This is a genomic window from Calothrix sp. NIES-2098, assembly GCF_963875125.1.
In the GTDB taxonomy this organism is placed as follows: Bacteria; Cyanobacteriota; Cyanobacteriia; order Cyanobacteriales; family Nostocaceae; genus Aulosira.
In genome coordinates this window covers 8460532-8484990 of the sequence record NZ_CAWNKJ010000001.1, presented here as the reverse complement: position 1 = coordinate 8484990, position 24459 = coordinate 8460532, and the positions used below count along the sequence as shown (strand labels likewise).

Sequence of the window (24459 nt, the reverse complement as noted above, 5' to 3'; positions counted from 1 at the left end):
TGCTACAAGGACAAAAATCATATACCCGACAAAAAAGGTCGGGTATGTTTGACTGGTATTTCTACTCGTGTTACTATCAGGCGACAGTTGACAGACAAACAGGGAAGCTAGGTTTATGACTCAGACAAAATCCGCACTCACAGAAGCAGCCACTATTTCTTTTCAAGCCTTGAAGTGTAAGGAATGTGGCGAGGAATACGAACTGAAAGCCAACCATGTTTGTGAGTTATGCTTTGGGCCTTTAGAAGTCAAGTATGACTACAACGCTCTGCGGAATTCTGTCACTCGTGAAAAAATTCAAGCTGGCCCTAATTCGATTTGGCGCTATCGTCCCTTTTTGCCTGTCGCAACTGACAATGTGATTGACGTGGGAACTGGTATGACTCCCCTGGTTCGTTCTCACCGTCTAGCGCGTCGTCTGGGTTTAAACAAGCTTTATATTAAAAACGATGCTGTCAATATGCCCACCCTCAGCTTCAAGGATCGGGTGGTTTCGGTTGCTTTAACTAGAGCCAGAGAGTTAGGTTTTACTACTGTTTCCTGCGCTAGCACTGGTAACTTAGCAAATTCGACAGCCGCGATCGCAGCTCACGCAGGCTTAGATTGCTGTGTATTCATCCCCGCAGATTTAGAAGCTGGGAAAGTTATGGGTAGCCTGATCTACAGCCCAACATTAATGGCTGTGAAAGGCAATTACGATCAGGTCAATCGTCTGTGTTCGGAAGTAGCAAATACACATGGTTGGGGTTTTGTCAATATCAATCTCCGCCCCTACTACTCAGAAGGTTCTAAGACTCTAGGCTTTGAAGTAGCCGAACAATTAGGTTGGGAACTTCCCGACCATATCGTTGCGCCTCTGGCGTCTGGTTCCTTATTTACAAAAATTTATAAGGGATTCAAAGAATTTGTAGAAGTTGGTTTGGTAGAAGATAAAGATGTCCGGTTTAGCGGAGCGCAAGCTGAGGGTTGTTCTCCCATCGCCCAAGCATACAAAGAAGGACGCGACTTCATTAAACCAGTCAAACCAAATACTATTGCCAAATCGATTGCGATCGGCAATCCAGCAGATGGTGTTTATGCTGTAGAGATAGCTAACAAAACCAACGGTAATATTGAATCAGTCAATGATGCAGAAATCATTGAAGGAATCAAATTGCTGGCAGAAACCGAAGGTATATTTACAGAAACAGCAGGTGGTACAACCGTTGCAGTGCTGAAAAAATTAGTAGAAGCTGGCAAAATTGATCCAGATGAAACTACTGTGGTATACATCACTGGCAATGGTTTGAAAACCCAAGAAGCACTTCACGGCTACATTGGCGAACCTTTGACAATTGATGCCAAACTCGACAGTTTTGAACGCGCATTAGAGCGTTCGCGCACTCTCGATCGTTTGGAATGGCAGCAAGTACTCGTCTAAAGGATAAAGGGTGAAGGCTGAAAGATTAAACTCAATCCTTCATACTTTATACTTCATACTTCATATCTCACACTTCATACTTCAACTATGTCTGTAACAGTTTTAGTTCCCACGGCTCTTCAGAAATTTACCAATAACCAAGCTACGCTAGAATGCAGCGGCAGTACGATTGCGGAACTGTTCGATTCCTTAGAGAATAGCTGTCCTGGTATTAAAGCGCGCTTATGCGATGAAGAAGGAAAGCCGCGGCGATTTTTGAATTTGTATGTCAATAGCGAAGATATTCGCTTTTTGGATGGGACAAGTACATCTCTCAAAGATGGCGATGAAGTCAGTATTGTCCCTGCTGTTGCAGGTGGTTGATAAGCTGAAGTTCTAAATTTTTTAAATATAAATCTTTGAGCGTGCTTTTAAGGCACGCTTATGTTTTTTTATTTTATCGAACCGCATTAGACACGCAGTGGCTTCCCACAGGGTAGACGCCAAGAATGCCAAGGATTCGTAGAGTGTGGACAAGTATTGAGTGTAAATTAATTATACCCAGTATGCCCCTGTCTCCCCTATTCCCTCGCTATATGAATATTTAGCAATCAATCTGCAAATTTTGTTTTCCTTGGATCAATAACCTGAGCGAAGATATATAAAAATTTGTATGCTGTGGTTAATAGGTCTTAATAGTTCTTTTTAAAACTGGTGCAAGAAGATTTTAGGTTAATAGTTGATTTAGTTTCAGTTCTCGCCGTCGCGGCCTGTGGCGGGCTGTTTGCGGCGCTGTTACGACAACCAGTGTTGCTCGGGTATCTCATCGGCGGAATGGTTGTGGGGCCTGCGGGTCTGGGATTGATTAAAGAAGTTATTCAAGTGGAGACTCTGGCTCAGTTCGGGGTCGCTTTTTTGTTATTTGCCTTGGGTGTAGAATTTTCCTTTGCGGAACTCAAGAAGGTAAAAGCGATCGCTCTTGGTGGCGGTGGACTACAAATTGCACTAACGATTTTAATCACGGTCGCGATCTGTGGTGTCACGGGAGCTTGGGGAGCCTTACCTGCTAAGGGCGTGTTTTTGGGGTCAATTCTGTCTTTATCTTCAACCGCAGTTGTCCTCAAATGCTTGATGGAAAGCAACGAAACGGAAACACCCCACGGACAGGTAATGCTGGGCATTTTGGTAGTGCAGGACTTGGCATTGGGACTCATGCTAGCAGTATTACCAGCCCTACACGAACCAGGTGAAGCGATTGGTGTAGCCGTAGTTACAGCATTGGTACGAATTGGCTTATTTGCGGCTGGTGCAGTTGTGGCAGGGATTTGGTTAATCCCACCGTTGTTAAGACTCCTGGCGCGTACTGAAAGCAAAGAGCTATTTTTATTAGGTGTAGTGGCGTTGTGCTTGGGAATTGCCCTACTGACAGAATATTTGGGGCTGTCAATTGAAATGGGGGCGTTTGTCGCCGGTTTGATGATTTCTGAGGTGGAATATGCCGATCAAACTTTGACTTATGTTGAGCCACTACGAGATATCTTTGCCAGTTTATTTTTCGCAGCCATTGGGATGTTAATTGACCCAGTGTTTTTGTGGAAAAACCTAGAATTGATTTTGGGATTGGTGGCAATAGTTTTCGTAGGTAAATTTTTAATCGTTACACCTTTAGTAAAACTGTTCCGTTATCCTTTAAAAACAGCTTTAATTGCAGGGCTAGGACTGGCTCAAATTGGGGAATTTTCCTTTGTCCTTGCCAGTGAAGGGCAGGCGTTGGGCTTAGTTTCTCGCACAGTGTATTTACTGATTTTAGGAACTACAGCAGTAACACTTGTTATCACGCCGTTTGTTCTACGTTTGGTGCCATTCTTATTTACTTTGGCAGAATCGATGCCTTGGCTGAAACCTTATCTAGAAGAAGTTCAGCCGCGAGATGTTTCAGAAGATTTGCCCTTAAAAGACCACGTGGTAGTTTGTGGTTACGGGCGAGTAGGTAAAAATTTAGTCAAGTTGTTGCAACAACACAAGCTACCGGTAGTAGTCATAGATCAATCTGAAAGTCGCATTCAGAAATTACGTGATGCGGGAGTGCCTTATGTATACGGCAATTGCGTGAGTTTTCACGTTTTAGAAACTGCTGGCGTTAATCATGCAAAAGGAATGGCGATCGCACTTCCCGATCCTATGAGTACGCGCCTTTGTCTGAAACGCGCTTTGGAATTATCCCCAGAATTAGATTTGGTTGTCCGCGCTACTCAAGATAAAAATATCGAAGTGCTTTATCAACTGGGAGCCAAGGAAGTGGTGCAACCAGAGTTTGAAGCTAGTTTAGAAATGGCAACCCATTTATTAACAGGTTTAGACTTGTCACCAGATGTCGTACAACGAGAAATGCAGCAAATTCGCAAAGATCATTATTTAGACTTGCGGCCAGAACGTACTGCATCGGAAGTTTCTCGCGATCTACAGCAAGCCACTCGTGACTTAAATCGGCGCTGGTATCCCCTACCGTCTGGTTCACCCCTAATTGGTATGAGTTTAGAAGAAGCAGATATGCGTTACTTAATTGGGGTGAGTTTGATGGCAATTCGCCGCGCTAACGGAGAGGAAATAGACTATCCCGATAATCAAACCCGATTAGAAGAAGGCGATCGCTTACTGGTAGTGGGAGCAGATGAAGAATTAGCAGCTTTGGCTGAATTTGCCGTTGGGAGAACAGCTGTGCCTGGAGAAAATAGCGCTTGTCAGTGGACGACAATTAATGCTGATACTCCAGTTTTGGGTAAAACTCTGGCAAATTTAGATATTAGCGATAAATATGGCGTAAAAATAGAAGCAATCCGGCGTGATGGTAAGTTTATTCGCTCACCTGAAGACAAATTGGACTTGCGAATTGGCGATCAAGTATTGTTATGCGGTGGCTTGGTAAGTCTCAATCAACTACAACCTTTGTTTACCGCACCCGACACAGTACCGCTATCGGTTTCCATCGTCAAGGCTAGTGAGACAGAAGCTCTCAAAGAATTTCTGCCTGTAGAAGAGACACTAGATTGAATAAAGCTGGGTTGAGACTAACTCTTCGGCTTGATGTAAGCGATCGCGTGCTTCCAAACTGTAGTTTGCTGGCTGTTTTCATCCACAATACACACGCAGTTTGGATCTTGCCAAATTACTCTACCCGCGATTAGGTCGCCCGTCACCAGTTTGACATCTACTGTGGCTGTATTTTTTATTAGGTTTTGTACTTGCCGAATACTAGGCAGTGAAGTATCGAAATCTGTAAGGGTTTTTGTTGGTGATGTATGCATAAGACAGAATGTTTTAATAAGGGATTAGAGAAAAAGGGGATAAGGGAGGCAAACAATTCAAAATTCAAAATTAAGAAATGTTGTTGCCTTCTAACGCTGGACTCTTGACCATTGACTCTTGACAAATGACAAAGGACAAATGCCCAATTTCTCATCCATAATCAACAGTAACTAATCTTTGATAATTCATCCTTGGGTAAATGGCAATCGAATTTACTAAGTATCACGGTTTGGGGAATGACTTCATTCTCATTGACAATCGCGCTTCATCCTTGCCAGTAGTGACTCCAGAGCAAGCAATCGAGTTGTGCGATCGCCATTTTGGTATCGGTGCTGATGGTGTGATTTTTGCGTTGCCAGGAGAAAACGGTACTGACTACACCATGCGGATTTTTAATTCTGATGGTTCAGAACCAGAAATGTGTGGTAACGGTATTCGCTGTTTAGGCGTGTTTTTGGCTGATTTAGAAGGCGAATCTAGAAATAAAGACTCATATCGCATTCACACTTTAGCTGGTGTGATTACACCCCAACTGATGGCTGATGGTCAAGTGAAGGTGGATATGGGTTTGCCCAAATTACTGGCTGGGGAAATTCCAACTACCTTAAGTGCTGTGGATACAAAGGTAATTAATCAACCGCTAGAGGTGGCGGGAAAAACTTGGGATGTCACCTGTGTCAGCATGGGCAATCCCCACTGTATTACTTTTGTAGAAGATGTAGCTGCAATTCCCCTGGAAACTATCGGCCCCAAATTTGAGCATCACCCAGCTTTCCCCCAACGGACAAATACCGAATTTATTCAAGTGGTCAACCGTAACTATTTGAAAATGCGGGTTTGGGAACGAGGCGCTGGTATTACCTTAGCTTGCGGTACTGGTGCTTGTGCTTCTTTGGTAGCTGGTGTGTTGACCGAAAAATGCGATCGCACAGCAACTGTAGAGTTACCTGGTGGCCCTTTACAAATTGAATGGTCTGAAATTGACCAACGGGTTTACATGACTGGCCCGGCAAAGCGAGTTTTTACTGGCAAGTTATAGTTTATTGGTGGGTAGGTAGCTTACCTGCCATGCCAAAAAACCGAATTTGGTAGGATATGAGCAATGCGAATCAGATCCTACCTCTATGCGATCGCCATTTCCGGGGATGAATCCCTACCTCGAAAATCCTGAACTTTGGCCAGAAGTTCATAGCTGGTTGATGGTAGCCATAGCTGATGTCATAGCTCCTCATGTACGGTCAAAGTATCGAGTAGCGATTAAACACAGAGTATATAAAATAACCAATAAAGATGTGGGCGTAGGGCGATCGCTGGCAAAAACTGAGGCAGAATTATCTAGTGTTGCAGTTGCAACATCATCAGTTAAGCCGATTACAGTCAATGTTCCTATGCCAGAAGAGGTGCGGGAAGGATACCTAGAAGTTAGGGAAGTAGGAACAGGAGAAGTTGTCACAGTTATTGAGGTTCTCTCACCCAAAAATAAGCGTTCTGGAGAAGGGAGAAATGCTTATGAAGGGAAGCGTCAACAGGTATTAGGTAGTTTGTCTCATCTAGTGGAAATTGATCTGCTACGAGGGGGAAAACCTATGCCGATTTTGGGGACTGAGATTCAGACAAGTTACCGAATTTTGGTAAGTCGCAGCAACTCTCGTCCCAAAGCTGAGTTATATCCGTTTAATTTGCAAGAACCAGTTCCATCTTTTCTGCTACCACTGCGTCGAGGAGATACAGAGCCTTTGTTAGATTTGCAAGCATTGATACATGGGGTATACGATCGCGCAGGATTAGATTTGGCAATAGATTATACCCATGAGCCTGTGCCACCTTTACCGCAAGTGGATGCTATTTGGGTAGATGGTTTGTTGAAGGAGCAAGGCTTGAGGTAATTGATACAGAGGATGAGAGGTTAAGAGTTGACAACATTTTTCAGTTTTGTCTTTGCCGTAACATCACTGAGGTAATAGTGCCAGAGGATTCTAGTAGCAACTGCACGCCAGGGTCGCCATTGTTGAGCGATCGCATCTATTTCTGTTGGTGTGGGGCGTGTTGGTAAACCTTTGAGTTTTTGTAAAGCAATAATTACTCCTAAATCTCCTTTAGGAAAGACATCCGGACGTTGTAGCGCCATGAGTAAGTAAATATCAACTGTCCAGTCTCCAATACCTTTGATTCGCTTTAGTTCAGTTCTAATAGTCATGTCGTCCATTGTCTCCAGTTGAGCTAAATCAAGGCGATCGCGCAGGATTGCATTCGCCAATTCACGACAATAAAGCATCTTTTGGCGACTAAATCCAATCCCTTTTAATTGCAGATCGTCAAGGGTGACAAAAGTCTCTGGTGTTAGCGGTTGAATAACATTACATAGACGTGTAAAGACAGCCTTGGCAGCTGCTAAGGAAACTTGCTGTTCTAGAATTATCCGCAGCAGTGTAGGAAAACCCGCTTCTCTTTCCCACATGGGTGGTGTCCCAAATTTGTCTAAAACATCAGCCAAATCTTTATCTATATTGGCAAGCACTATCAAAGCATGGATAAAAGTCTCATTCGTTAACGATTGTCGATATGATATTTGAAGAAATGTTTCTTTTTCTCTCATCTTTTACAACAATTGATATTGCTAACTAGCTGAGTTATGGTTAACAGTTTAATAAATTCGGGAACCTTAAATTAGGTCTCCAAGGTAGAATTTTTATGAGTAGTGATATTTACTTAATTCAGGAGCATAGTCAGCTAGCAGAACTAACACAAAAAACAGATATTTCAGAAGCTTTATTACAAAAGTTGGTAGCTGACGAACAGATAAATAGTGCTTTACCGAAAAACTGGCTGTTAGTTTCGCAGCCAGAAATAATCCCAAATGCAGAAGACAGCAGTGGATTTTGGACGTTAGATCGTTTGTTCCTCGACCAGAATGGAATTCCTACCTTAGTAAAAGTGAAACGTGACGATCGTACTCCCATAAAACGAGAAATAGTTAATCAAATGCTCAACTATCCAGCTAATGTAGTAAATTACTGGTCGTTGGAAAAAATTCGCACGCAATTTGAAACTAAACCAAATGCCCAACAGTTATTAATAGAACTTATTGGAGAACAAGATGCTAATCTAGATCGGTTTTGGCAACAAGTTGCAACCAATTTACAAGCAGTAAAGATTCGGCTTATTTTTATAGCTGCGCAGATTCCGGCTGAACTTAAGCGTGTAGTTGAATTCTTAAATCAGCAAATGAAACCAGCAGAGTTTTTCGTAGTTGAAATTAACCAATATCTGGGTAAGTCAATTTTAGATTATGGATCTTAAATTGAGAAACTCGCCAATCCCAAATTTAAAACATAAGATGAAAGCAGAGATTTGTTAATGATTCTTTTTAGTCAGGATTTTCAAACTAGGTTCCTAAAATATTGGATAGCAGGTAATATTGTCATAATCTAACAACTGTTCACCCGTTTGGGTGAATGCGATCGCCTTAACCAGAACTAATCTGAAAGAAGAGATATACATCAGTTGGTTGCAAAGCAAAGGCACAAAAAGTGGATGAAACTGTAAAATTACTGCATAAACCAGATTTTCCTCAGGGGACTGCGACTCTGTTGGAAAAAATTGCCGCAAATTTACCAGGGATGATTTTTCAAGTCCTGCAACGCCAGGATGGTTCCCAGCTTGTTCTTTACGTGAGTTCTGGTTGTCGAGAATTATATGAGTTAGAACCAGAAGCGATCGTGGCAGATATGCAGGTACTTAACAAACTGGTTCATCCACAGGATGTCACAGCTTTAAATGAATCTGTTGCTGTGGCTAAAGCTAGTTTATCACCTTGGCGTTGGGAAGGTCGGATTATTACCCCAAGTGGCAAAATCAAGTGGATTCAAGGCGCTTCCCAACTAGAACAACAAGCTAATGGCGACCTGCTTTGGGAGGGTTTGGTGATGGATATTACAGACCGCAAACAAGCAGAAGAAAAATTGCGCCACAGTGAGATGCGCTATAAAGCAATTTTAGCTGCAATTCCCGATTTGATGTTTCGCCTGAGTCGTGATGGTGAATATCTAGATTTGAAGGGCGATGGCGCAAATATTGTGCTTTCTAAAGAAGAAATAGTTGGGAAACATATACAAGATTTATTACCAAGTGATGTGGTTGCAATTAGCCAAGAAGCGATCGCCAAAACTTTGGATTCGGACAATTTGCAAACTTGTGAATATCAGCTAGCGACGCCTTTGGGAATGCGAGATTATGAAGCGCGGTTAGTTGTTAGCGGTACAGATGAAGTTTTAGCAATTGTTCGAGATATTACAGAACGCAAACAAGCAGAAGCTAAATTGCAAAGCCTAGCCCAAAAGTATGCTAAAGCTTTTCGTTGCAGTCCCAATCCGATCAGCCTCAGCACCCTGCAAGAAGGACGCTACATAGAAGTTAACGATAGTTTTGTAATTCTTTCAGAGTACGAGCGAGAAGAAGCGATCGGTCGCACTGCTTTTGAGTTAAATATGTGGGTAAGCAAAAGCGATCGCATGAAATTATTGCAGGAGTTGCGAACTTCCGGTTTGGTGCGGAATTTGGAAGTAGATTTTCGCTCCAAGTCTGGAAAGCTAGTTACAGCTTTGGTTTCCGCAGAAATCATCGATCTAGATAACGTCCCCTGCATTCTCGCCGTTACTCACGACATTACAGAACGCAAGCAGGTAGAAGCGCAATTGCGGCTTTCCGCACAGCGCGATCGCCTGTTGACAGAAACCCTAGCACGAATTCGGTCTTCCCTCGACCTAAACCAAATACTCCAAACTACTGTTACCGAAGTGCGGCAATTTTTGCAAGCAGATCGGGTTTTTATTGGTCTCAACGATCCCCAACTGATAGCAAAAGCTGTTGCTGAATCAGTAGATCCCAAATATCCTCCTGTCTTAGGTTGGACGACAGAGGATGAAACTTATCTTCAGGAATTAAAATCTCTCCTCACAACTAATCGCGTGCGTTTAGTTGAAGATGTTAACAAAATAATTTTATCGCCCAAAATAAAAGCACATTATCAACACTTCCAGACACGGGCTACCTTGGCTGTACCAATTATGCTCAATAACGAATTGTATGGAGCTTTAATTGCTAATCAATGTTCAGGGCCGCGTCAATGGCAAGGTATAGAAATCGATCTCCTACAGCAAATGTCAGAACAGTTAGCAATCGCAATTGAGCAAGCTCGACTTTATCAAGAACTCGCAGCACTTAATACTAATTTAGAACGCCAGGTAGAAGAACGCACCGCCCAACTACAACAGAAAATGCAGGAACTAGAAGGAATGCAACGTGTCAAAGATGTAGTGTTGCATACCATAGCCCATGATTTGCGGACTGCGGTTATGGGGAACTTAATGGTGCTAAAGAATTTGCTCAAAACTCAGCAACAGAGTCAAGAAACCGACCAATCTCAAATCCCCGTGTCGCGTTCAGTGATTGAACGCATGATTCAAGGTAATGACCGTCAATTAGGGATGATTGATTCATTGCTAGAAATTCATAACTGCGAAGGTCAAGGAATTCCTCTCCGCCGCGAATTGGTACACTTTAATACCATGCTGGGCTGTATCATCAAATACTTACAGCCGATGCTCGACCAAAATCAAGCAACTTTGAATAACTTAGTGCGGGACGATTTACCATTGGTAATGGCAGATCCCACGAAGTTGCAAAAGGTTCTGGCAAATATATTTACTTATTGCTTGCAAAATAACCCACCAGGATTAAGTTTTACCCTAAAAAGCAAAGTTGAAGGTGACAAAATTCGCACTGAAATTCAAGACAATGGTGTCACCATGAGCAAACTAGAGTGCGATCGCCTTTTCGATTTATATGTCCCTGAGCCACAAGCTTGTTGTTCTACTAGTATTGCTTTAAAAATGTATCTGAGTCGGCAAGTTATTCAAGCACATGGTGGCGAGATTGGTATTATTAGTCACCGCAAGCGCGGATTAACTTTTTGGTTCACATTGCCCTTGGCAACTCCAGCGTGATAATTCGTAATTAAAGACGATTTTTGTAACTTCTTTTCGAGCGATCGCGAAGGTAAACCATTGCCCAGCATAAAATTTTCAAATTAGGATTCTCCCTTCACACAACCATATTGATAAATTACCGTCCAAATCTCAAGGTGTTATGGCAGTCTGGAAACAGGGAAACACCTGGGATGCTATGGGTACAGTTGGTAAGAAGTTAATGGCTAACTTATTGAGAACACTGCAAAACTGGGGTAAGAAAGCCTTTAGAGCATCAACATCAGATAAAACATCTGCTGTTGCTAAAAGTTGTGTTCACGATTCAGAGTGGCTAGCTGCTAGACACCGCTTTTTGTGGGAGAGATTGCAGTTGTGGTTATTACTAGCCTTGATCTGCTTGTTGACCTTCACTTTGCGCAATATTTATGACCTATTTTTCCCCTTAAAGGAGTTTGAAAAAATACCAGAGTCCTTGAGAACGCAGGGACTATTCATCAATCTTGCTATGTTCCTGACTCTACTGATCTGTTTTATCTTGCATAAAACTCCGTTGGGTCAGCGTCATCCCGGATTGTTATTTTTGGGGTCATCTTGGTCAATAAGCCTAGGAACGCAGTTTTTTGCTACTATCAAAGGCTTCGCCCTACCTGATACTTTAGCTTGGTCGCTATTATTTTTGAGCCAAGCCACATTTATCCCCGTTTGCTGGCGTTTGCACCTGATGTCGCAGGTGGGTTTGCTAATTTACTATTTTGGTGTCAATACAGTACTTGGTTTAAAAACACCCATACCCGAACACCCAGAAATCTATAATGTGACATTTATCTTATATGTTTTTTGGGTATGTGCTATTTGTGACATGGGTGTTTACCTTTACGATCGCCTCCAACGCTCGGATTTTTATGCTCATAGAGAATTAGAATCTGCTTATCAAAAACTCAAAGTTGCAGAAGCTAAATATCGCAGTATCTTTGAAAACGCAGTTGAAGGTATTTTCCAGAGTAGCCTTGATGGCAAGTACATTACAGCTAATCCAGCCTTAGCAAAAATTTATGGTTATTCATCACCTGAAGAAGTAACAGCTAACTTCACGGATATTGAACATCAATTATATGTTGACCCCAACCGTCGAGCCGAATTTGTCCGCTTAATTGAAAAGTATGGCAGCATCTCCGAATTTGAATCCCAAATTTATCGCCGAGACGGAAGCATTGTCTGGATTTCGGAAAAAGCCTACGCAGTGCGCGACGAACGGGGAAATCTGCTTTACTACGAGGGATTAACTGAAGACATCACCAAGCGGAAGCAAGCAGAAGAAGCACTGCGAGTATTTTTCCATGCAGTTTCTCACGATTTACGCAACCCAGTACTTGGGACTTTAATGGTGCTGAAAAACTTGCTAGCAAACCCAGACAGTGAAATTACAATTTCCCGATCGATTTTAGAACGGATGGTCAAAAGTAGCGATCGCCAACTCAATTTGATTAATTCCTTACTAGAAGCTCATGTAGGTGAGGTGCAGGGAATAGTATTACAACTTCAACCCGTGCAATTACATACAGTTGTTGAAGCCGCGATCGCAGATTTAGAACCGATGCTAGCAGAAAACCAAGCCACCCTGACAAATTATGTTACCGCAGATTTACCTGAAATCAATGCCGACCCGACGCAACTATGGCGAGTATTTTCTAACCTAATTGCCAATGCGATTAAACACAATCCCCCTGGTTTAGTCTTAACAATTAACGCCACGCTTCAGGGAAAAATGATTTATTGTACAGTCGGTGATAACGGTGTCGGAATCAGTCAACAACAAAGCGAAAGACTTTTTGACTTATACTACCGAGGTACTAGCACCCGCAATTCTGTAAGTCTAGGCTTGGGATTGTATCTGTGTAAGCAAATTATCCAAGCTCACGGTGGCGAAATTGGTGTGAATAGTTCATCCTCAACCGGAGCAACATTTTGGTTTACATTACCCGTATTGTATTAATTCTTAGCAAATTTTCTTCAGAAACACTTTGTGTCCCTCCGCGCTGACTCTAAGTTCCTGTGCGTTTAAAAAAACAAAAACATATAGAGAAGCAGGAAAACTCGTTTCCTGCCTCCTCTTTTTATTGCATCAGTTGATTACTAAACTATCTGTTTGCAGGAGGCTCTTGGAGATCGTCTTCACTTGGAGGACGATCTGGAACACCCAGCGCATCCTTTAATTGTTGTTCGCTGACACCTAACTTTGCCGCCGCTGCTTGAAAGTCAGGGCGAGGCGGACGCTGATTTCCCTCACCTTCACTTGGGGGATTAGCAGGTACTCCCAGCGCATCCTTTAACTGTTGTTCGCTGACACCTAACTTTGCCGCCGCTGCTTGAAAATCGGGGCGAGGCGGACGCTGATTTCTGTCACCTTGGCTTCTGTCACCTCTGTCACCTTGACTTCTGTCACCTCGATTTCTCTGACCTTGGCTTCTATCACCTCGATTTCTCTGACCTTGACTTCTGTCACCTTCATTTGGAGGATTAGCAGGTACTCCCAACGCATCTTTTAACTTTTGTTCGGTGACACCCAACTTCGTTGCTGCTGCTGCAAAATCAGGACGAGGCGGACGCTGATTTCTCTGACCTTGGCTTGGAGGATTAGCAGGTACTCCTAGCGCATCTTTTAACTGTTGTTCGGTGACACCTAACTTCGCCGCTGCTGCTGCAAAATCAGGATGAGGTGGTCGCCGCTGTCCGTCTTGTTGGTCTTGTGGTTGGTTAGGCCGTTGTGAAGCTTGGGCGAGCCGATAAGATGGATTAGCAGCATTTACCTGATTCAGCGAATTCAGACCAAATGTGCCAGCCAGAACAGAAATTGCTGTTAAGATTACTGCTTTATTAATATTCATAGTCATCCCCCAGAAGTTAGATTGTTGATGTTTTTGATTTAACTCACTTAAAATTACAGTTCACTCTGCTTGCGGATTACAGTTTTGTAATTTTTGTGCTTAGTACCCTACTTCTTTGATGCTCGTTAAAGGTCAAGCGAATTCGGGGGAAAGCGTCGCTCTCGAAATAAACTTGTCATGTAAATTCCGGTAATTAGCAATCCCAGTAAGCCAAGTCCGTTAATAATCGGGAAAATCCCATCCAGTCCAAAAATTTCCAGCGTGTGCAAGTGGATCAGAAAACCCGCTAATTGGCGTTGATGTAAAGCTTTAGCAATTGTAAAAGTCATACCAGTCATGACTGTCAGCAGTAACGGTAGCGCACACACAATTGCTAACCAACGATGATATTTACGAAAAAGACGATACATAAAAGTTCCGAATAGATTGTTGATGTTTCTCATCACGTCATCTGAAGCCCAACATCAAAGGTGGCTGCATAACCTGGTCCCTGCTTGGTGAGTTTAAGCAACATTTGCTCGCCACCATCTTGAAAAATTCCGTCATCAGCGTTTTTCTGCGTGCGCTGTCCCTTGTTGGCGTAGGGTGCTTGAGCGTAAACGCGATCGCTTATTGCATCATCAAAATATAGCTGGGAGGTAAACTCATAACCCTGCCCCGATGTCCCATTTGTGCGAACTTTAAAGTGGATATGGACTGTTCTACCTTGATACCAACCAGGGTAAATGGTTGTGAACTGCACATTTCCCTTAGCATCCGTTACTTGATAGCCGCGCAGAAACTTTTTACCAACAGTATTAAAACTTCTGTCTGTTACGTCCGAATAGACACCTAGGGCGTCACAGTGCCAAATATCCACGATCGCACCTACAACTGGTGTACAGCCAGTACTACCAATCTGAGAAATGTGCAGCGTCAGTTGTAGCGGTACGCCTTCTTTTACCGAACCATCCGCCGGATCGGAACGGATATCGGAACGCTTCAGCTTCTCATCTACGAAATACGGCCCTTCTGTTTGCTCTGGACTCACGACACATGCAGGTGTAGATGATGCTGTCTTAGCTACACTCGATTGTGCTTGTGTAGAACTAGACTTTCTGGGAATGCATCCCACTACAAATAGTGCGGTTACACCTGCTCTAAATAAAGTAAGTGCCTCTCTGCGGCTCAAAATTTGACTTAATCGGCGATTATTGTTGTTCATGATGTTTAATACTCGCTGTTAAGTCTCAAATAGGAATTTACATCTATCTGAAACTTAATTACGAATTACTGATTAATAATTACGAATTGATTGGTTGTGATTTGCATCCTGATGATGAGGTTGAGGAAGACGCTTTTTCTGTTGTGTTTGTGGTTGGCGATGTTTAATTTGTGGTTGTTTGTTAGGTGTTGACTGTTGTGCAATCTGTGCGTTGCGATCGCGTAGAGTTTCGGCGTTTGCTTGATTGGGTGTAATAAAACTGAATGTACCAATTACAAAAGGAATTGCCACCACGGCTAATACTCGACGAATATTTATCACAATTGTCCTTGAGAATTACTATTGCTTACATTGATGATTAAGCCATCTCAAAATGACAGGTTATCTAGTTTCTCTATTACACTTTTGTAATCTAATGAAGGAATATCAAGAGCGTGCGCTTTCCTTTGCTAGTGTAGAGTTTTTGGGAAACGCGATCGCTTGTCGCCGCATCAAAAAAATATAGCTGAGAAGTAAATTGATAATTTAAATTTAAAAAATAATTGTGACAGTTAGATTCACATAACTTAAACGCAGAATATGATTTCCAATCCAAAATCTTAAATCGCTTACTATATCATGTCCAGTTGAACATTTGTCATTGCGACCGGAGGGTAGCAATCGCAAAAGATCGTGGGATTGCGTCGTTCCACTACCCTGCGCGAAGCCGCCTTTCAGGTGTCTACGTTGCACTCGCAATGACATATCGCAACTAATTTAGCGGACATGATATTGGGCACGGAAAAATAAGCAGTTCAGCTATATATTTGAACTGCTTATTATATAAACAAGCAGTCCAGTAGATTACTGAATCTGCTACTTATGGGATAATTTTTGTTTAGCTAATGATTTTTATAGCTTTGCCTTGATGAATATCTTGTAGACTTAATAACGTCGCGAGTATCCACTGGCATTTTTTCCCCAATTGCCACCGCCAGAGCGAGTACCTTTCTCCTCCCGTGGTCTAGCTTTGTTAACCTTCATTACACGCCCCATCCATTCGGCACCATCCAGAGCTTGAATAGCTGCATCTTCGGCGGCTGATGATTCCATTTCAACGAAACCAAAGCCCCGTGCGCGTCCAGTTTCCCGATCCGTCGGTAATTGAACTCGCTTTACAGTACCGTACTCAGAAAATACCTTGGTTAGGTCGTCTTGCGTGACGCTGTAGGATAGGTTCCCTACGTAGATAGACATGAAACTCTCCAGAATCCATTGATGCAGAGATGCTTATCCGGAGAGCCGCTTGCAATTATGACTAAAAACAAGATTCGTATCACCGAATTTAACTTCTCCAATTTTATGCTAACACAAATTTTCTCTAGCAAAGCTATAAATCTTATCCATAAGTCATAATGTGTGCTAGAATGCAGTTTTTTTGATTATTTAGACCTACTATATTTATCTTGTCCGTTTTCAGGTTTGAATAGCAAATTCCTCTGGTGCGATTCCCCAATTCACCCAGCAAATTGCTTCACGTGCAGATTTCATGTCTGGTGGAACTCGCAAAGCGTGTATAAATCCAGTACTGGGACAAGTCATTTTTAGTAGGTAAATTGCTTCTTCATCAACTTCTGCATCTATTTTTAATAGGGTATATTCTGCCCAAGTATCTAATTCAATAGCTTGTAATTCTTGGCAAATTCGCCCATAGCCAATACCTTGAATTAACACTCGCCGCAGTTCGGCATTATCTTCTGTTAATAGCCATTGTGCTTGCCATTGTTGCGGGTGAACTTTACCGTATTTTTCCGGTAAGGTGACACCATGATAAGAGTAGAGGCTAAATCCATCAGCATACTCGATTGCTGGTTCACCTTCTGCGTGGAGACGATGTTGATTATCGAAGCGAATATGAAGCGGGCGATCGCATACTATACAAATATTTTTACCTGCGAAAATCCAACCGCACTCTTTGACTACTAACTCAAAGTACTTCCAGACAATTTCATCATGTTTACAATTCAAAACCGAAATACAAAAATCATAATAACTTGCTTCACAAGCTAATAATTCACATTGAATGCAGTCCATTCTTGCGGCATCTTCAACTTCAAGTTGAAGTTGGCTCTCAAGTTGTCTATATAATTCGCTCCATAATTGCGAGTATGTCTCTGGAGAAACCACAATATTTTTTAGTTCTGTCGTTAATTCTAAATGCAGTTGAGATGAAACTTCTTCACCAATTTGGTTATACAATTCATCTTTTAGGTTGTGACATATGTTTGCAGGAGGTAGTTCATATATACCTAATTCACCCCACAGATCCCCACCATCACAACTCCAGTCAATTTCCTGTGCTAACTGGCTTAAAGTAGTTATCAAAGCAGCATTCGGGCTATCATAAAAAACTACATCAGGTTCTTCTAGACCAATCAAAACATAAGTAGCTTTGACAGCTTCTGCAGCTTTTTCACGATCGATTCGCTCAGTTGAAAGCGCAATCTTTCGCCACTTCTCCCGATAAACTGGAATTAAAGCTTCTTGTTTGGGCGTTAATTTGTCAAGCATAATTGCTCTGATAAAATTTGTGAAATCTGCTTAAATAAAAGCTAAATATAGATTTAATATTGAGTTTTTTATCTGATATTCAATAATTTAAGTTTGAATAGCAAATTCCTCTGGAGGGATTCCCCAATTCACCCAGCAAATTGCCTCATGTGCAGATTTCATTGTTGGTGGAACTCGCAAAGCGTGTATAAATCCAGTACTGGGACAAGTCATTTTTAGTAGGTAAATTGCTTCTTCATCAACTTCTGCATCAATTTTTAACAGCGTATATTCTGCCCAAGTATCTAATTCAATGGCTTGTAGTTCTTGGCAAATTCGAGAGTAACCAATACCTTGAATTAACACTCGCCGCAGTTCGGCATTATCTTCTGTTAATAGCCATTGCGCTTGCCATTGCTGTGGGTGAACTTTACCGTATTTTTCTGGTAAGGTGACACCGTGATAGGAGTAGAGGCTAAATCCGTCAGCGTACTCGATTGCAGGTTCCCCTTCTGCGTGGAGACGATGTTGATTATCGAAGCGAATATGAAGCGGGCGATCGCATATAATTGCAGCTTTATCAAAAGCAAAAATCCATCCACACTCTTTAATTAAAGATTGATATATTAACCATTCTTGGAAAATCTCAGAAAACGATACACAAGCGATAATAAAATCTCTCGAACTATTAATTTTACACTCTTCTTCTGGCTGAAAAGATTTCGTAAATAAATCATTTATCTGAGAGTATAAACAGGCATAGAAAGAAGATGATAGGCGACTTCCAAGTTGCAGGTTTATTTGTTGCCAATCTTCACTTTGTAGTCGTTCATTCAGATATATTTTGATGTATTCTTCCAGTACCCAATTTAGCCTAAAACCTACAATGTCTGAAAAATTATTATCCAATTTACTATACAACAGTTCATCGTATAGGTCTTCATCGAGTTTGATATTCTGAAAAACTTGAGAATATATTGAACAACTCAAATCAGTAAAAAACGAAGTTTGTCTTCCCAATTGCTCTAATGGCTTTTCTAGCAACTCCCGTTGCACACTTTTTAGTTTACTAATTGGTGAATTATTTACTTGGCTAACAACTTTGTTATTTAATTTGTGCTTCAAGTAATCAAGCTTGTCAAAGATAAGAGATTTGATAGCTACATAAGGACTTTCATAAAAAATAATGTTAGGAGCATTCTTACCAATTGTTATATAGGCTGCTTTTACTGCTTCCGCAGCTTTTTCACGATCAATTCGTTCAGTTGAAAGTGCAATCTTTCGCCATTTTTCCCGATAAACTGGAATTAAAGCTTCTTGTTGGGGCGTTAACTTTTCAATCAGCGACATATCGCCAACCTTCAGGCTCGTATTCTCTTTGGATTTTCACCATCCAATGACCTTGGGGAACTGCGATCGCTTTATGCTCCTCATGTGTCAACAAAGCTGTTGTAGAATATACACTTAAGTACAGCGTATCGTTTTTTAAGAATAATTTGGCATCACCCTCAGTAATCCGATGCTTATGCCCAGTTACTTCGCCTTCTGCCAAAGTCAAGTGAGGTATCTTTTCGCCCTCAACTTGTGCTACAGGTTGTAGAATGACATCACCTTGACGAATTGCTTGCATTATTTTGCCTCCAGCGATAGGTACAAATGTTACTTCGCTCTCACCTCAAGTTTGATTAAATTTTGGCACAACCTTCTTGGGAATAGGAAGATAAGGAGCAGGAGGAGGATTAAAGGGATAATAATTGTTCTAGGCTGCCTCATCTTCCCTTTCTGCCTGAACTGCCTCTTGGCTTGAAATTACAGGAGGTATCGCTATATTACACTTGGGGGGTATTTTGAAAACTGTAGTCGCCAATTTTGCTGAGATAAGTTAAAGATTGAAATAGCTGGAAATTCACACCAGGCGTTTTCCTACCTTATTATCTGGAAAGGACTGTGCCGAAACTGTAGCGGATTTTTATCCTCATAGGCAGTTTGTGTGAAGATAAACTCACATCTCATAAGCGCGACGTTTTATTTTAACCTCTCGCCGAAATCATCTAAATTTGCCTGTTTAGCTTAACAGCTATTCTTTTTTTTGAAATTTCCATGTCAACTCTCGTCATCGTCGAATCTCCGACCAAAGCTCGCACCATTCGCAACTACCTACCATCAGGCTATCGGGTGGAAGCGTCGATGGGTCATGTACGTGACCTACCCCAGTCGGCTAGCGAAATTCCCACCGCTGTCAAAGCAGAAAAATGGGCGCAGTTGGGGGTAAATGTAGACGCCGACTTTGAACCGGTGTATGTTGTCCCGAAAGACAAAAAGAAAGTTGTCACCCAGCTCAAAGATGCTCTCAAAGAGGCTGATGAGTTGATTCTGGCAACTGACGAAGACCGGGAAGGTGAGAGCATTAGTTGGCATTTATACCAGTTGCTCAAGCCGAAAGTACCGACAAAGCGGATGGTGTTTCACGAAATTACTCAAGACGCTATCAAAAAAGCTTTGAAAAACTGCCGCAATATCGATGAGCAGTTGGTTCGCGCCCAAGAAACGCGACGGATCTTGGATCGGTTGGTGGGCTACACTCTGTCTCCTTTGCTATGGAAAAAAATTGCCTGGGGGCTATCTGCTGGGCGCGTACAATCTGTAGCTGTAAGGCTATTAGTCAACAAGGAACGCCAACGTCGCGCTTTCCGTGAAGGTAGTTATTGGGATTTAAAAGCGTCTCTGGAGCAGCAAAAAGCTCCGTTTACTGCCCAGTTAGTGACCTTGGGAGGAACCAAAATAGCCAATGGCAGCGATTTTGACCCAGCCACCGGACAAATCGCGGCTGGTCGCAATGTCGTTTTGCTGACGGAAGCGGATGCAGTTGCACTCAAAGAACGCCTCACAGATAAAACTTGGAGTGTCAAAGAAGTAGAAGAACGCCCGGTGACACGTAAACCAGCGCCACCGTTTACAACTTCGACGCTGCAACAAGAATCCAACCGGAAATTGCGCCTCTCAGCCAGAGACACGATGCGGATTGCCCAGAATTTGTACGAGCAAGGGTACATTACCTATATGCGGACAGATTCGGTGCATTTATCCGATCAAGCGATCGCAGCTGCTCGTAGTTGTGTAGAACAACGCTACGGTAAACAATATCTCAGCCCTCAACCCCGGCAATACACTACCAAATCTAAAGGCGCACAAGAAGCACACGAAGCAATTCGTCCGGCGGGTAGTACTTTCCGCACGCCCCAAGAAACTGGTTTAAGCGGTCGAGAACTGGCTGTCTATGACTTAATTTGGAAGCGCACTGTCGCCTGTCAAATGGCTGACTCTCGCCAAACCCAAATTACCGTGCAGTTACAAGTAGAAGACGCTGGGTTCCGTGCTTCTGGTAAAAGAATTGATTTCCCCGGCTATCTCCGCGCCTATGTGGAAGGTTCCGACGATCCCGAAGCCGCATTAGAAGACCAGGAAGTAATTTTGCCAAGTTTGAAAGTTGGCGATCGTCCAGATTGTAAAGAAATAGAAGCAATTGGCCACGAAACGCAACCACCAGCCAGGTACACAGAAGCCACTCTCGTCAAAACCTTAGAAAGTGAAGGCATTGGTCGTCCCAGTACCTACGCCAGTATTATTGGTACGATTATCGATAAAGGTTATGCCCAATTAGTCAATAACGCCCTCATTCCTACCTTCACGGCGTTTGCGGTTACTGACCTGCTGGAAAAACATTTTCCTGATGTCGTCGATCCCAGCTTTACCTCCAAAATGGAGCAAACCTTGGATGATATCGCCACTGGGGAAGCTAACTGGCTACCTTACTTACAGGAATTTTATTTGGGAGACCAAGGTCTAGAAACCTTAGTCAAGGAACGTGAAAATCAAATTGATGCCAACAAAGCCAGGACTGTAGAACTAGAAAATCTCCCAGCCAAAGTCCGGATTGGGAAATATGGCCCTTACATCGAAGTCGAAAACGGTGAGGGTGTTGTCACAGCTTCGATTCCCAAAGACCTGACGCCAGCAGACCTTGACCCCAAACAGGTAGAGGTAATATTGCGGCAAAAAACCTCCGGGCCTGACCAACTTGGTCGCCATCCCGAAACTGGGGAACCAATTTATGTGAAAATTGGCGCTTACGGCCCCTACGTGCAACTGGGTGACAAGACCGAGGAAAACCCTAAACCCAAACAAGCATCTTTACCCAAAGGTGTAACGCCAGAAACCGTCACCTTAGACATAGCCATTGGACTTTTAGCCTTACCCCGGACATTAGGAGTTCATCCCGAAACTGGGGGGAAAATTCAAGCGAGTTTGGGACGCTTTGGCCCTTACATTGTTCACGACCAAGGTAAGGAAGGTAAAGACTACCGTTCCCTCAAAGCTGCTGATAACGTTTTGACAGTTTCGCTAGAACGTGCTCTAGAGTTGTTAGCGGAACCGAAAAAAGGACGCAGTTCCAGCAATGGTAAGTCCAAGGCAGCTTTGCGTGAATTGGGTACACATCCAGAAGATGGTACGCCAGTTAATATCTATGATGGCCCCTACGGCCCTTACATTAAGAATGGCAAAACTAATGTCAGTATTCCAGAAGGTGAATCTGTGGAAGATATGACTTTAGAAAAGGCACTACAATTATTGGCTGGTAAAGCATCGTCAGCAAAATCTACCCGCAAATCAACGAGTAAGTCTACAACTACTAAATCCAAGTCAACTACTAAGTCAACCGCTAAATCAACCTCTAAGTCAACTTCCAAGGCTTCGACAGCCGCTAGTAAAAACAATAATGCAGAGGATTGATGATTAGAACTGATGCTCTTGTGTGTAGTTGTCAGTTGTTTTTTTGGCACTGACGACTTACTCTTAACTATTTCAGATCGCCAAGTCTAGTTATCAAGGTTGGGATGGAAAAGCAAAAGTGCTAAATCCTCCCAAATACTTATATAAGTTGACACTCATATTAACCAAGTTGGAGGAAGGCACGTCTTGAACTTTACAGATATGATAATCTAAAGAAGTAAGGCAGATCACAACTACAAACTTTGATAAAGTGGATTATCCCTTACTTTTGGGAGTGCGATCGGCCAAATTCAAGCCAGAGGTGCGGAAGTACGCCAGTTTCTGCGTAGCTGTTAATCAAAATTGAGGTAGTATCTCAGGAGCAGTCAGTTCAATGGACTATATAGAAAAGGTACTGGAAAAGCTGAAAGAATTGGCGCGGAAGCTGATTGAAGCCCTACTCGGGCCAGAAGGTGAGCCGGAACCGGAATTGATTCCGATTCCTGTAGATGAGCGTTCGCGTCGTCGTTAGTAGCTCGAAAGTGCCGGACTTGACGTTGCAGCCTTTAAGTATTTTGGTGCTGCACGGGCCAAACCTGAATTTGCTAGGACAGCGAGAACCGGGAATTTACGGTTCGCTTACTCTGGCGGAAATTAACAACCTGTTAGCAGCAGAAGGACTGAAACTACAGGTGAAAGTTTTTCCTGTGCAGTCAAATCATGAAGGCGTTTTGGTTGATACTATTCATGAAGCCCTAGGAAAACATCAGGGAATTTTGATTAATGCTGGGGCTTATACGCATACTAGTGTAGCGTTGCGAGATGCGATCGCAGGTGTAAACCTACCCTCTGTGGAAGTGCATTTGAGCAACATCTACCGCCGAGAAGAATTCCGTCATCACTCTTATATAGCACCCATCGCCATCGGGCAAATTAGTGGCTTTGGGGTTCAGAGTTACATATTGGGCTTACAAGCATTAGTGCATCATTTAAGGAAAGATAAAGTATGAAGTATGAAGTATGAAGGTTCAAGGTTGATGGAATTCTCTATTCTTCATTCCTAATCCTTCATTACTGGAAACTTAACACTCGATCCTTGATGTATGCGCTACTCTCTTGTTAGTCGTTTTCGCGGCACGTTACTAGGGGCATTAATTGGAGAAAGTTTAGCCTCTACCGATCGCAAAGAATTTCAGCACCGCTGTGACATCGATCGAATAGCGGTTCTTGGTACTGAAAGTTTGATTGCTCTTGGCAAATTAGATTTAGATGATTGGCGATCGCGTCAGCAACAACCATCTACTAATTTAGCTGTAACTGATAATATTTCCTTGAAAGTGATACTGGCTACATTACCAGTAGCACTTTTTTTTCATGAAAATACACTGAAATTGCGACAAAACTTACTGCTTGTGTTAAAAATCTGGGAGGATAACCCAGTGGTACGCGATGGAACGCTAGCTGTAGGGTATGCGATCGCGCAAATCCTTACAGAAAAACTCCACCCTCGCACCCTGATTCCAGAGGCGATCGCCTTTATTGGGGAAACGCCAACATCTTTGCCACAACAATTATTAAAAGTTAATACTTTGTTAGATCGGGGAGCAGGATTAGAAAGGGCGCAAGTCGAGTTGAGTAAAGAAGACAAGCTCAGTAGCGCTGTTGCTATGGCGTTTTACTGCTTTCTCAGTACTTTAGAAGACTACCGTTTGGCAGTTTTGCGGGCTACTCAACCAGGTGATGTTTGGCAACAAGACCATTGGCGTTTACACTTACATAGTATAAGTGCAATTACTGGTGCTTTATCGGGGGCCTATAATAGCACTGCGGGTATTCCAGTAGGTTGGCAGATCTCATACTCGCAAGCAAATTCGGCAGCATCAGAACAAAGTAATTTTTCTGGGGTGGTGGAATTAGCTGATGCACTTGTGGCTGTTTGGTCAGGATTGTATAATCTTGCCCAAGATTCGAGCCAGCCCACAGCAGAGGCAGATTTGATGCCTGAGTCAGAAGCGTCCCTACCCTTAGGGAAAACCATTCCCCAAGGCGATCGCGACAACTCAGACAATCACAGCCATGTGCAGTCTCCTTTGTGCGTCTACGCAGCTCCTCGTGTTATCCGGTCGCGTTAATGCTATTTCTACGGAGAAGCATTGTAGACGTGACACCAACATTCAATCCTAGCAAGCAGTCAACAAATATAAAATTTAGTAGTTCTTTATACTACAATTTCCAAAGAAACTCTTAACCTGACTCTGTAGGTAGGTATTGTGGCAAATTAGCTGCAAGCAAACCCCACCTCCGAAGTTCTGAGCGACTTCGGTTGCTCCTGCTTGGACTTCCCCTAGGTTTGTCTTGTTTTGAGGTATCAAAGTAAGC

22 protein-coding genes are annotated in these 24459 nt (G+C 42.7%); 12 read left to right on the top strand and 10 right to left on the bottom strand.

All coding sequences use genetic code 11. From position 1 onward, the window contains the following. The first annotated feature begins 115 nt into the window (after positions 1-115). The 3 genes from thrC to AACU33_RS35645 all read left to right on the top strand — a co-directional run bounded on the left by thrC (position 116) and on the right by AACU33_RS35645 (position 4450). A complete protein-coding gene (gene thrC, locus AACU33_RS35655) occupies positions 116-1420 on the top strand; it encodes a threonine synthase (RefSeq protein ID WP_096594953.1) in 1305 nt (434 codons plus the stop codon). Positions 1421-1507: 87 nt separating this feature from the next. Continuing rightward, positions 1508-1783 carry a MoaD/ThiS family protein gene (locus AACU33_RS35650; RefSeq protein ID WP_096594952.1) on the top strand — a complete coding sequence of 92 codons (276 nt, stop codon included), beginning with the start codon at positions 1508-1510 and terminating at the stop codon, positions 1781-1783. 330 nt (positions 1784-2113) lie between these two features. Further along, positions 2114-4450, top strand: a complete 2337-nt coding sequence (locus AACU33_RS35645; protein WP_096594951.1) for a cation:proton antiporter domain-containing protein — start codon at positions 2114-2116, stop codon at positions 4448-4450. Between the two features lie 17 nt (positions 4451-4467). On the opposite strand, the gene AACU33_RS35640 is transcribed toward AACU33_RS35645, so the two are convergent. Then, positions 4468-4704, bottom strand: coding sequence for an Hfq-related RNA-binding protein (locus AACU33_RS35640; RefSeq protein ID WP_096594950.1), 237 nt, complete (start codon positions 4702-4704; stop codon positions 4468-4470). Between the two features lie 200 nt (positions 4705-4904). Between AACU33_RS35640 and dapF the strand changes: the two genes are divergently transcribed. Both dapF and AACU33_RS35630 read left to right on the top strand, forming a co-directional pair. Beyond that, positions 4905-5744 (top strand): diaminopimelate epimerase, encoded by an 840-nt coding sequence (gene dapF, locus AACU33_RS35635; RefSeq protein ID WP_096594949.1) that lies wholly within the window; start codon positions 4905-4907, stop codon positions 5742-5744. Between the two features lie 85 nt (positions 5745-5829). Beyond that, positions 5830-6591 (top strand): DUF4058 family protein, encoded by a 762-nt coding sequence (locus AACU33_RS35630; protein ID WP_096594948.1) that lies wholly within the window; start codon positions 5830-5832, stop codon positions 6589-6591. A 20-nt stretch (positions 6592-6611) separates the two neighbouring features. On the opposite strand, the gene AACU33_RS35625 is transcribed toward AACU33_RS35630, so the two are convergent. Further along, positions 6612-7301, bottom strand: a complete 690-nt coding sequence (locus tag AACU33_RS35625; protein ID WP_096594947.1) for a DNA-3-methyladenine glycosylase family protein — start codon at positions 7299-7301, stop codon at positions 6612-6614. 95 nt (positions 7302-7396) lie between these two features. Here AACU33_RS35625 and AACU33_RS35620 point away from each other — a divergent pair, with 95 nt between their 5' ends. The 3 genes from AACU33_RS35620 (at position 7397) to AACU33_RS35610 (ending at position 12685) form a co-directional block, all read left to right on the top strand. After that, on the top strand, positions 7397-8005 hold the full coding sequence (locus AACU33_RS35620) for a hypothetical protein (RefSeq protein WP_096594946.1): 609 nt from the start codon (positions 7397-7399) through the stop codon (positions 8003-8005). A gap of 230 nt (positions 8006-8235) precedes the next feature. After that, entirely contained in the window at positions 8236-10710 is a 2475-nt protein-coding gene (locus tag AACU33_RS35615) for a sensor histidine kinase (RefSeq protein WP_339376466.1), read from the top strand. 202 nt (positions 10711-10912) lie between these two features. Then, positions 10913-12685, top strand: a complete 1773-nt coding sequence (locus AACU33_RS35610) for a sensor histidine kinase (RefSeq protein ID WP_096595502.1) — start codon at positions 10913-10915, stop codon at positions 12683-12685. Between the two features lie 145 nt (positions 12686-12830). On the opposite strand, the gene AACU33_RS35605 is transcribed toward AACU33_RS35610, so the two are convergent. The 8 genes from AACU33_RS35605 to AACU33_RS35570 all read right to left on the bottom strand — a co-directional run bounded on the left by AACU33_RS35605 (position 12831) and on the right by AACU33_RS35570 (position 18940). Further along, the gene (locus AACU33_RS35605) at positions 12831-13577 is read right to left on the bottom strand and encodes a hypothetical protein (protein WP_096594945.1); all 747 of its coding nucleotides are present in this window, start codon (positions 13575-13577) and stop codon (positions 12831-12833) included. 125 nt (positions 13578-13702) lie between these two features. Continuing rightward, entirely contained in the window at positions 13703-13987 is a 285-nt protein-coding gene (locus tag AACU33_RS35600; RefSeq protein WP_096594944.1) for a peptidase, read from the bottom strand. Between the two features lie 32 nt (positions 13988-14019). Then, the gene (locus AACU33_RS35595) at positions 14020-14781 is read right to left on the bottom strand and encodes an intradiol ring-cleavage dioxygenase (protein ID WP_096594943.1); all 762 of its coding nucleotides are present in this window, start codon (positions 14779-14781) and stop codon (positions 14020-14022) included. A 72-nt stretch (positions 14782-14853) separates the two neighbouring features. Beyond that, positions 14854-15102: a hypothetical protein gene (locus AACU33_RS35590; protein WP_096594942.1), complete on the bottom strand. Its 249-nt coding sequence runs from the start codon at positions 15100-15102 to the stop codon at positions 14854-14856. 603 nt (positions 15103-15705) lie between these two features. Beyond that, a complete protein-coding gene (locus AACU33_RS35585) occupies positions 15706-16017 on the bottom strand; it encodes an RNA recognition motif domain-containing protein (RefSeq protein ID WP_096594941.1) in 312 nt (103 codons plus the stop codon). Positions 16018-16236: 219 nt separating this feature from the next. Beyond that, positions 16237-17331, bottom strand: coding sequence for a DUF6745 domain-containing protein (locus tag AACU33_RS35580; RefSeq protein ID WP_096594940.1), 1095 nt, complete (start codon positions 17329-17331; stop codon positions 16237-16239). 87 nt (positions 17332-17418) lie between these two features. Continuing rightward, a complete protein-coding gene (locus AACU33_RS35575; RefSeq protein WP_339376464.1) occupies positions 17419-18660 on the bottom strand; it encodes a DUF6745 domain-containing protein in 1242 nt (413 codons plus the stop codon). Beyond that, positions 18647-18940 carry a hypothetical protein gene (locus tag AACU33_RS35570; protein WP_096594939.1) on the bottom strand — a complete coding sequence of 98 codons (294 nt, stop codon included), beginning with the start codon at positions 18938-18940 and terminating at the stop codon, positions 18647-18649. Before AACU33_RS35570 ends, AACU33_RS35575 begins: the two co-directional genes overlap by 14 nt. Before the next feature lie 470 nt (positions 18941-19410). On the opposite strand from AACU33_RS35570, the gene topA reads away from it, so the two are divergent. The 4 genes from topA (at position 19411) to AACU33_RS35550 (ending at position 24212) form a co-directional block, all read left to right on the top strand. Then, the gene (gene topA / locus AACU33_RS35565) at positions 19411-22101 is read left to right on the top strand and encodes a type I DNA topoisomerase (protein WP_096594938.1); all 2691 of its coding nucleotides are present in this window, start codon (positions 19411-19413) and stop codon (positions 22099-22101) included. Positions 22102-22474: 373 nt separating this feature from the next. Next, on the top strand, positions 22475-22612 hold the full coding sequence (locus AACU33_RS35560) for a hypothetical protein (protein WP_339376463.1): 138 nt from the start codon (positions 22475-22477) through the stop codon (positions 22610-22612). Beyond that, a complete protein-coding gene (gene aroQ / locus AACU33_RS35555; RefSeq protein WP_096594937.1) occupies positions 22590-23090 on the top strand; it encodes a type II 3-dehydroquinate dehydratase in 501 nt (166 codons plus the stop codon). Before AACU33_RS35560 ends, aroQ begins: the two co-directional genes overlap by 23 nt. A gap of 93 nt (positions 23091-23183) precedes the next feature. Then, positions 23184-24212 carry an ADP-ribosylglycohydrolase family protein gene (locus AACU33_RS35550; RefSeq protein ID WP_096594936.1) on the top strand — a complete coding sequence of 343 codons (1029 nt, stop codon included), beginning with the start codon at positions 23184-23186 and terminating at the stop codon, positions 24210-24212. Positions 24213-24459 lie beyond the last annotated feature (247 nt).

What these genes read in the sequence shown, in the direction of transcription:
- AACU33_RS35625 (WP_096594947.1), bottom strand. Translation starts at nt 7,301, where the DNA reads ATGAGAGAAAAAGAAACATTTCTTCAAATATCATATCGACAATCGTTA.
- AACU33_RS35640 (WP_096594950.1), bottom strand. Translation starts at nt 4,704, where the DNA reads ATGCATACATCACCAACAAAAACCCTTACAGATTTCGATACTTCACTG.
- AACU33_RS35620 (WP_096594946.1), top strand. Translation starts at nt 7,397, where the DNA reads ATGAGTAGTGATATTTACTTAATTCAGGAGCATAGTCAGCTAGCAGAA.
- AACU33_RS35630 (WP_096594948.1), top strand. Translation starts at nt 5,830, where the DNA reads ATGCGATCGCCATTTCCGGGGATGAATCCCTACCTCGAAAATCCTGAA.
- AACU33_RS35575 (WP_339376464.1), bottom strand. Translation starts at nt 18,660, where the DNA reads ATGTCGCTGATTGAAAAGTTAACGCCCCAACAAGAAGCTTTAATTCCA.
- dapF (WP_096594949.1), top strand. Translation starts at nt 4,905, where the DNA reads ATGGCAATCGAATTTACTAAGTATCACGGTTTGGGGAATGACTTCATT.
- thrC (WP_096594953.1), top strand. Translation starts at nt 116, where the DNA reads ATGACTCAGACAAAATCCGCACTCACAGAAGCAGCCACTATTTCTTTT.
- AACU33_RS35595 (WP_096594943.1), bottom strand. Translation starts at nt 14,781, where the DNA reads ATGAACAACAATAATCGCCGATTAAGTCAAATTTTGAGCCGCAGAGAG.
- aroQ (WP_096594937.1), top strand. Translation starts at nt 22,590, where the DNA reads ATGAGCGTTCGCGTCGTCGTTAGTAGCTCGAAAGTGCCGGACTTGACG.
- AACU33_RS35585 (WP_096594941.1), bottom strand. Translation starts at nt 16,017, where the DNA reads ATGTCTATCTACGTAGGGAACCTATCCTACAGCGTCACGCAAGACGAC.
- AACU33_RS35580 (WP_096594940.1), bottom strand. Translation starts at nt 17,331, where the DNA reads ATGCTTGACAAATTAACGCCCAAACAAGAAGCTTTAATTCCAGTTTAT.
- AACU33_RS35600 (WP_096594944.1), bottom strand. Translation starts at nt 13,987, where the DNA reads ATGTATCGTCTTTTTCGTAAATATCATCGTTGGTTAGCAATTGTGTGT.
- AACU33_RS35560 (WP_339376463.1), top strand. Translation starts at nt 22,475, where the DNA reads ATGGACTATATAGAAAAGGTACTGGAAAAGCTGAAAGAATTGGCGCGG.
- AACU33_RS35610 (WP_096595502.1), top strand. Translation starts at nt 10,913, where the DNA reads ATGGCTAACTTATTGAGAACACTGCAAAACTGGGGTAAGAAAGCCTTT.
- topA (WP_096594938.1), top strand. Translation starts at nt 19,411, where the DNA reads ATGTCAACTCTCGTCATCGTCGAATCTCCGACCAAAGCTCGCACCATT.
- AACU33_RS35650 (WP_096594952.1), top strand. Translation starts at nt 1,508, where the DNA reads ATGTCTGTAACAGTTTTAGTTCCCACGGCTCTTCAGAAATTTACCAAT.
- AACU33_RS35605 (WP_096594945.1), bottom strand. Translation starts at nt 13,577, where the DNA reads ATGAATATTAATAAAGCAGTAATCTTAACAGCAATTTCTGTTCTGGCT.
- AACU33_RS35570 (WP_096594939.1), bottom strand. Translation starts at nt 18,940, where the DNA reads ATGCAAGCAATTCGTCAAGGTGATGTCATTCTACAACCTGTAGCACAA.
- AACU33_RS35550 (WP_096594936.1), top strand. Translation starts at nt 23,184, where the DNA reads ATGCGCTACTCTCTTGTTAGTCGTTTTCGCGGCACGTTACTAGGGGCA.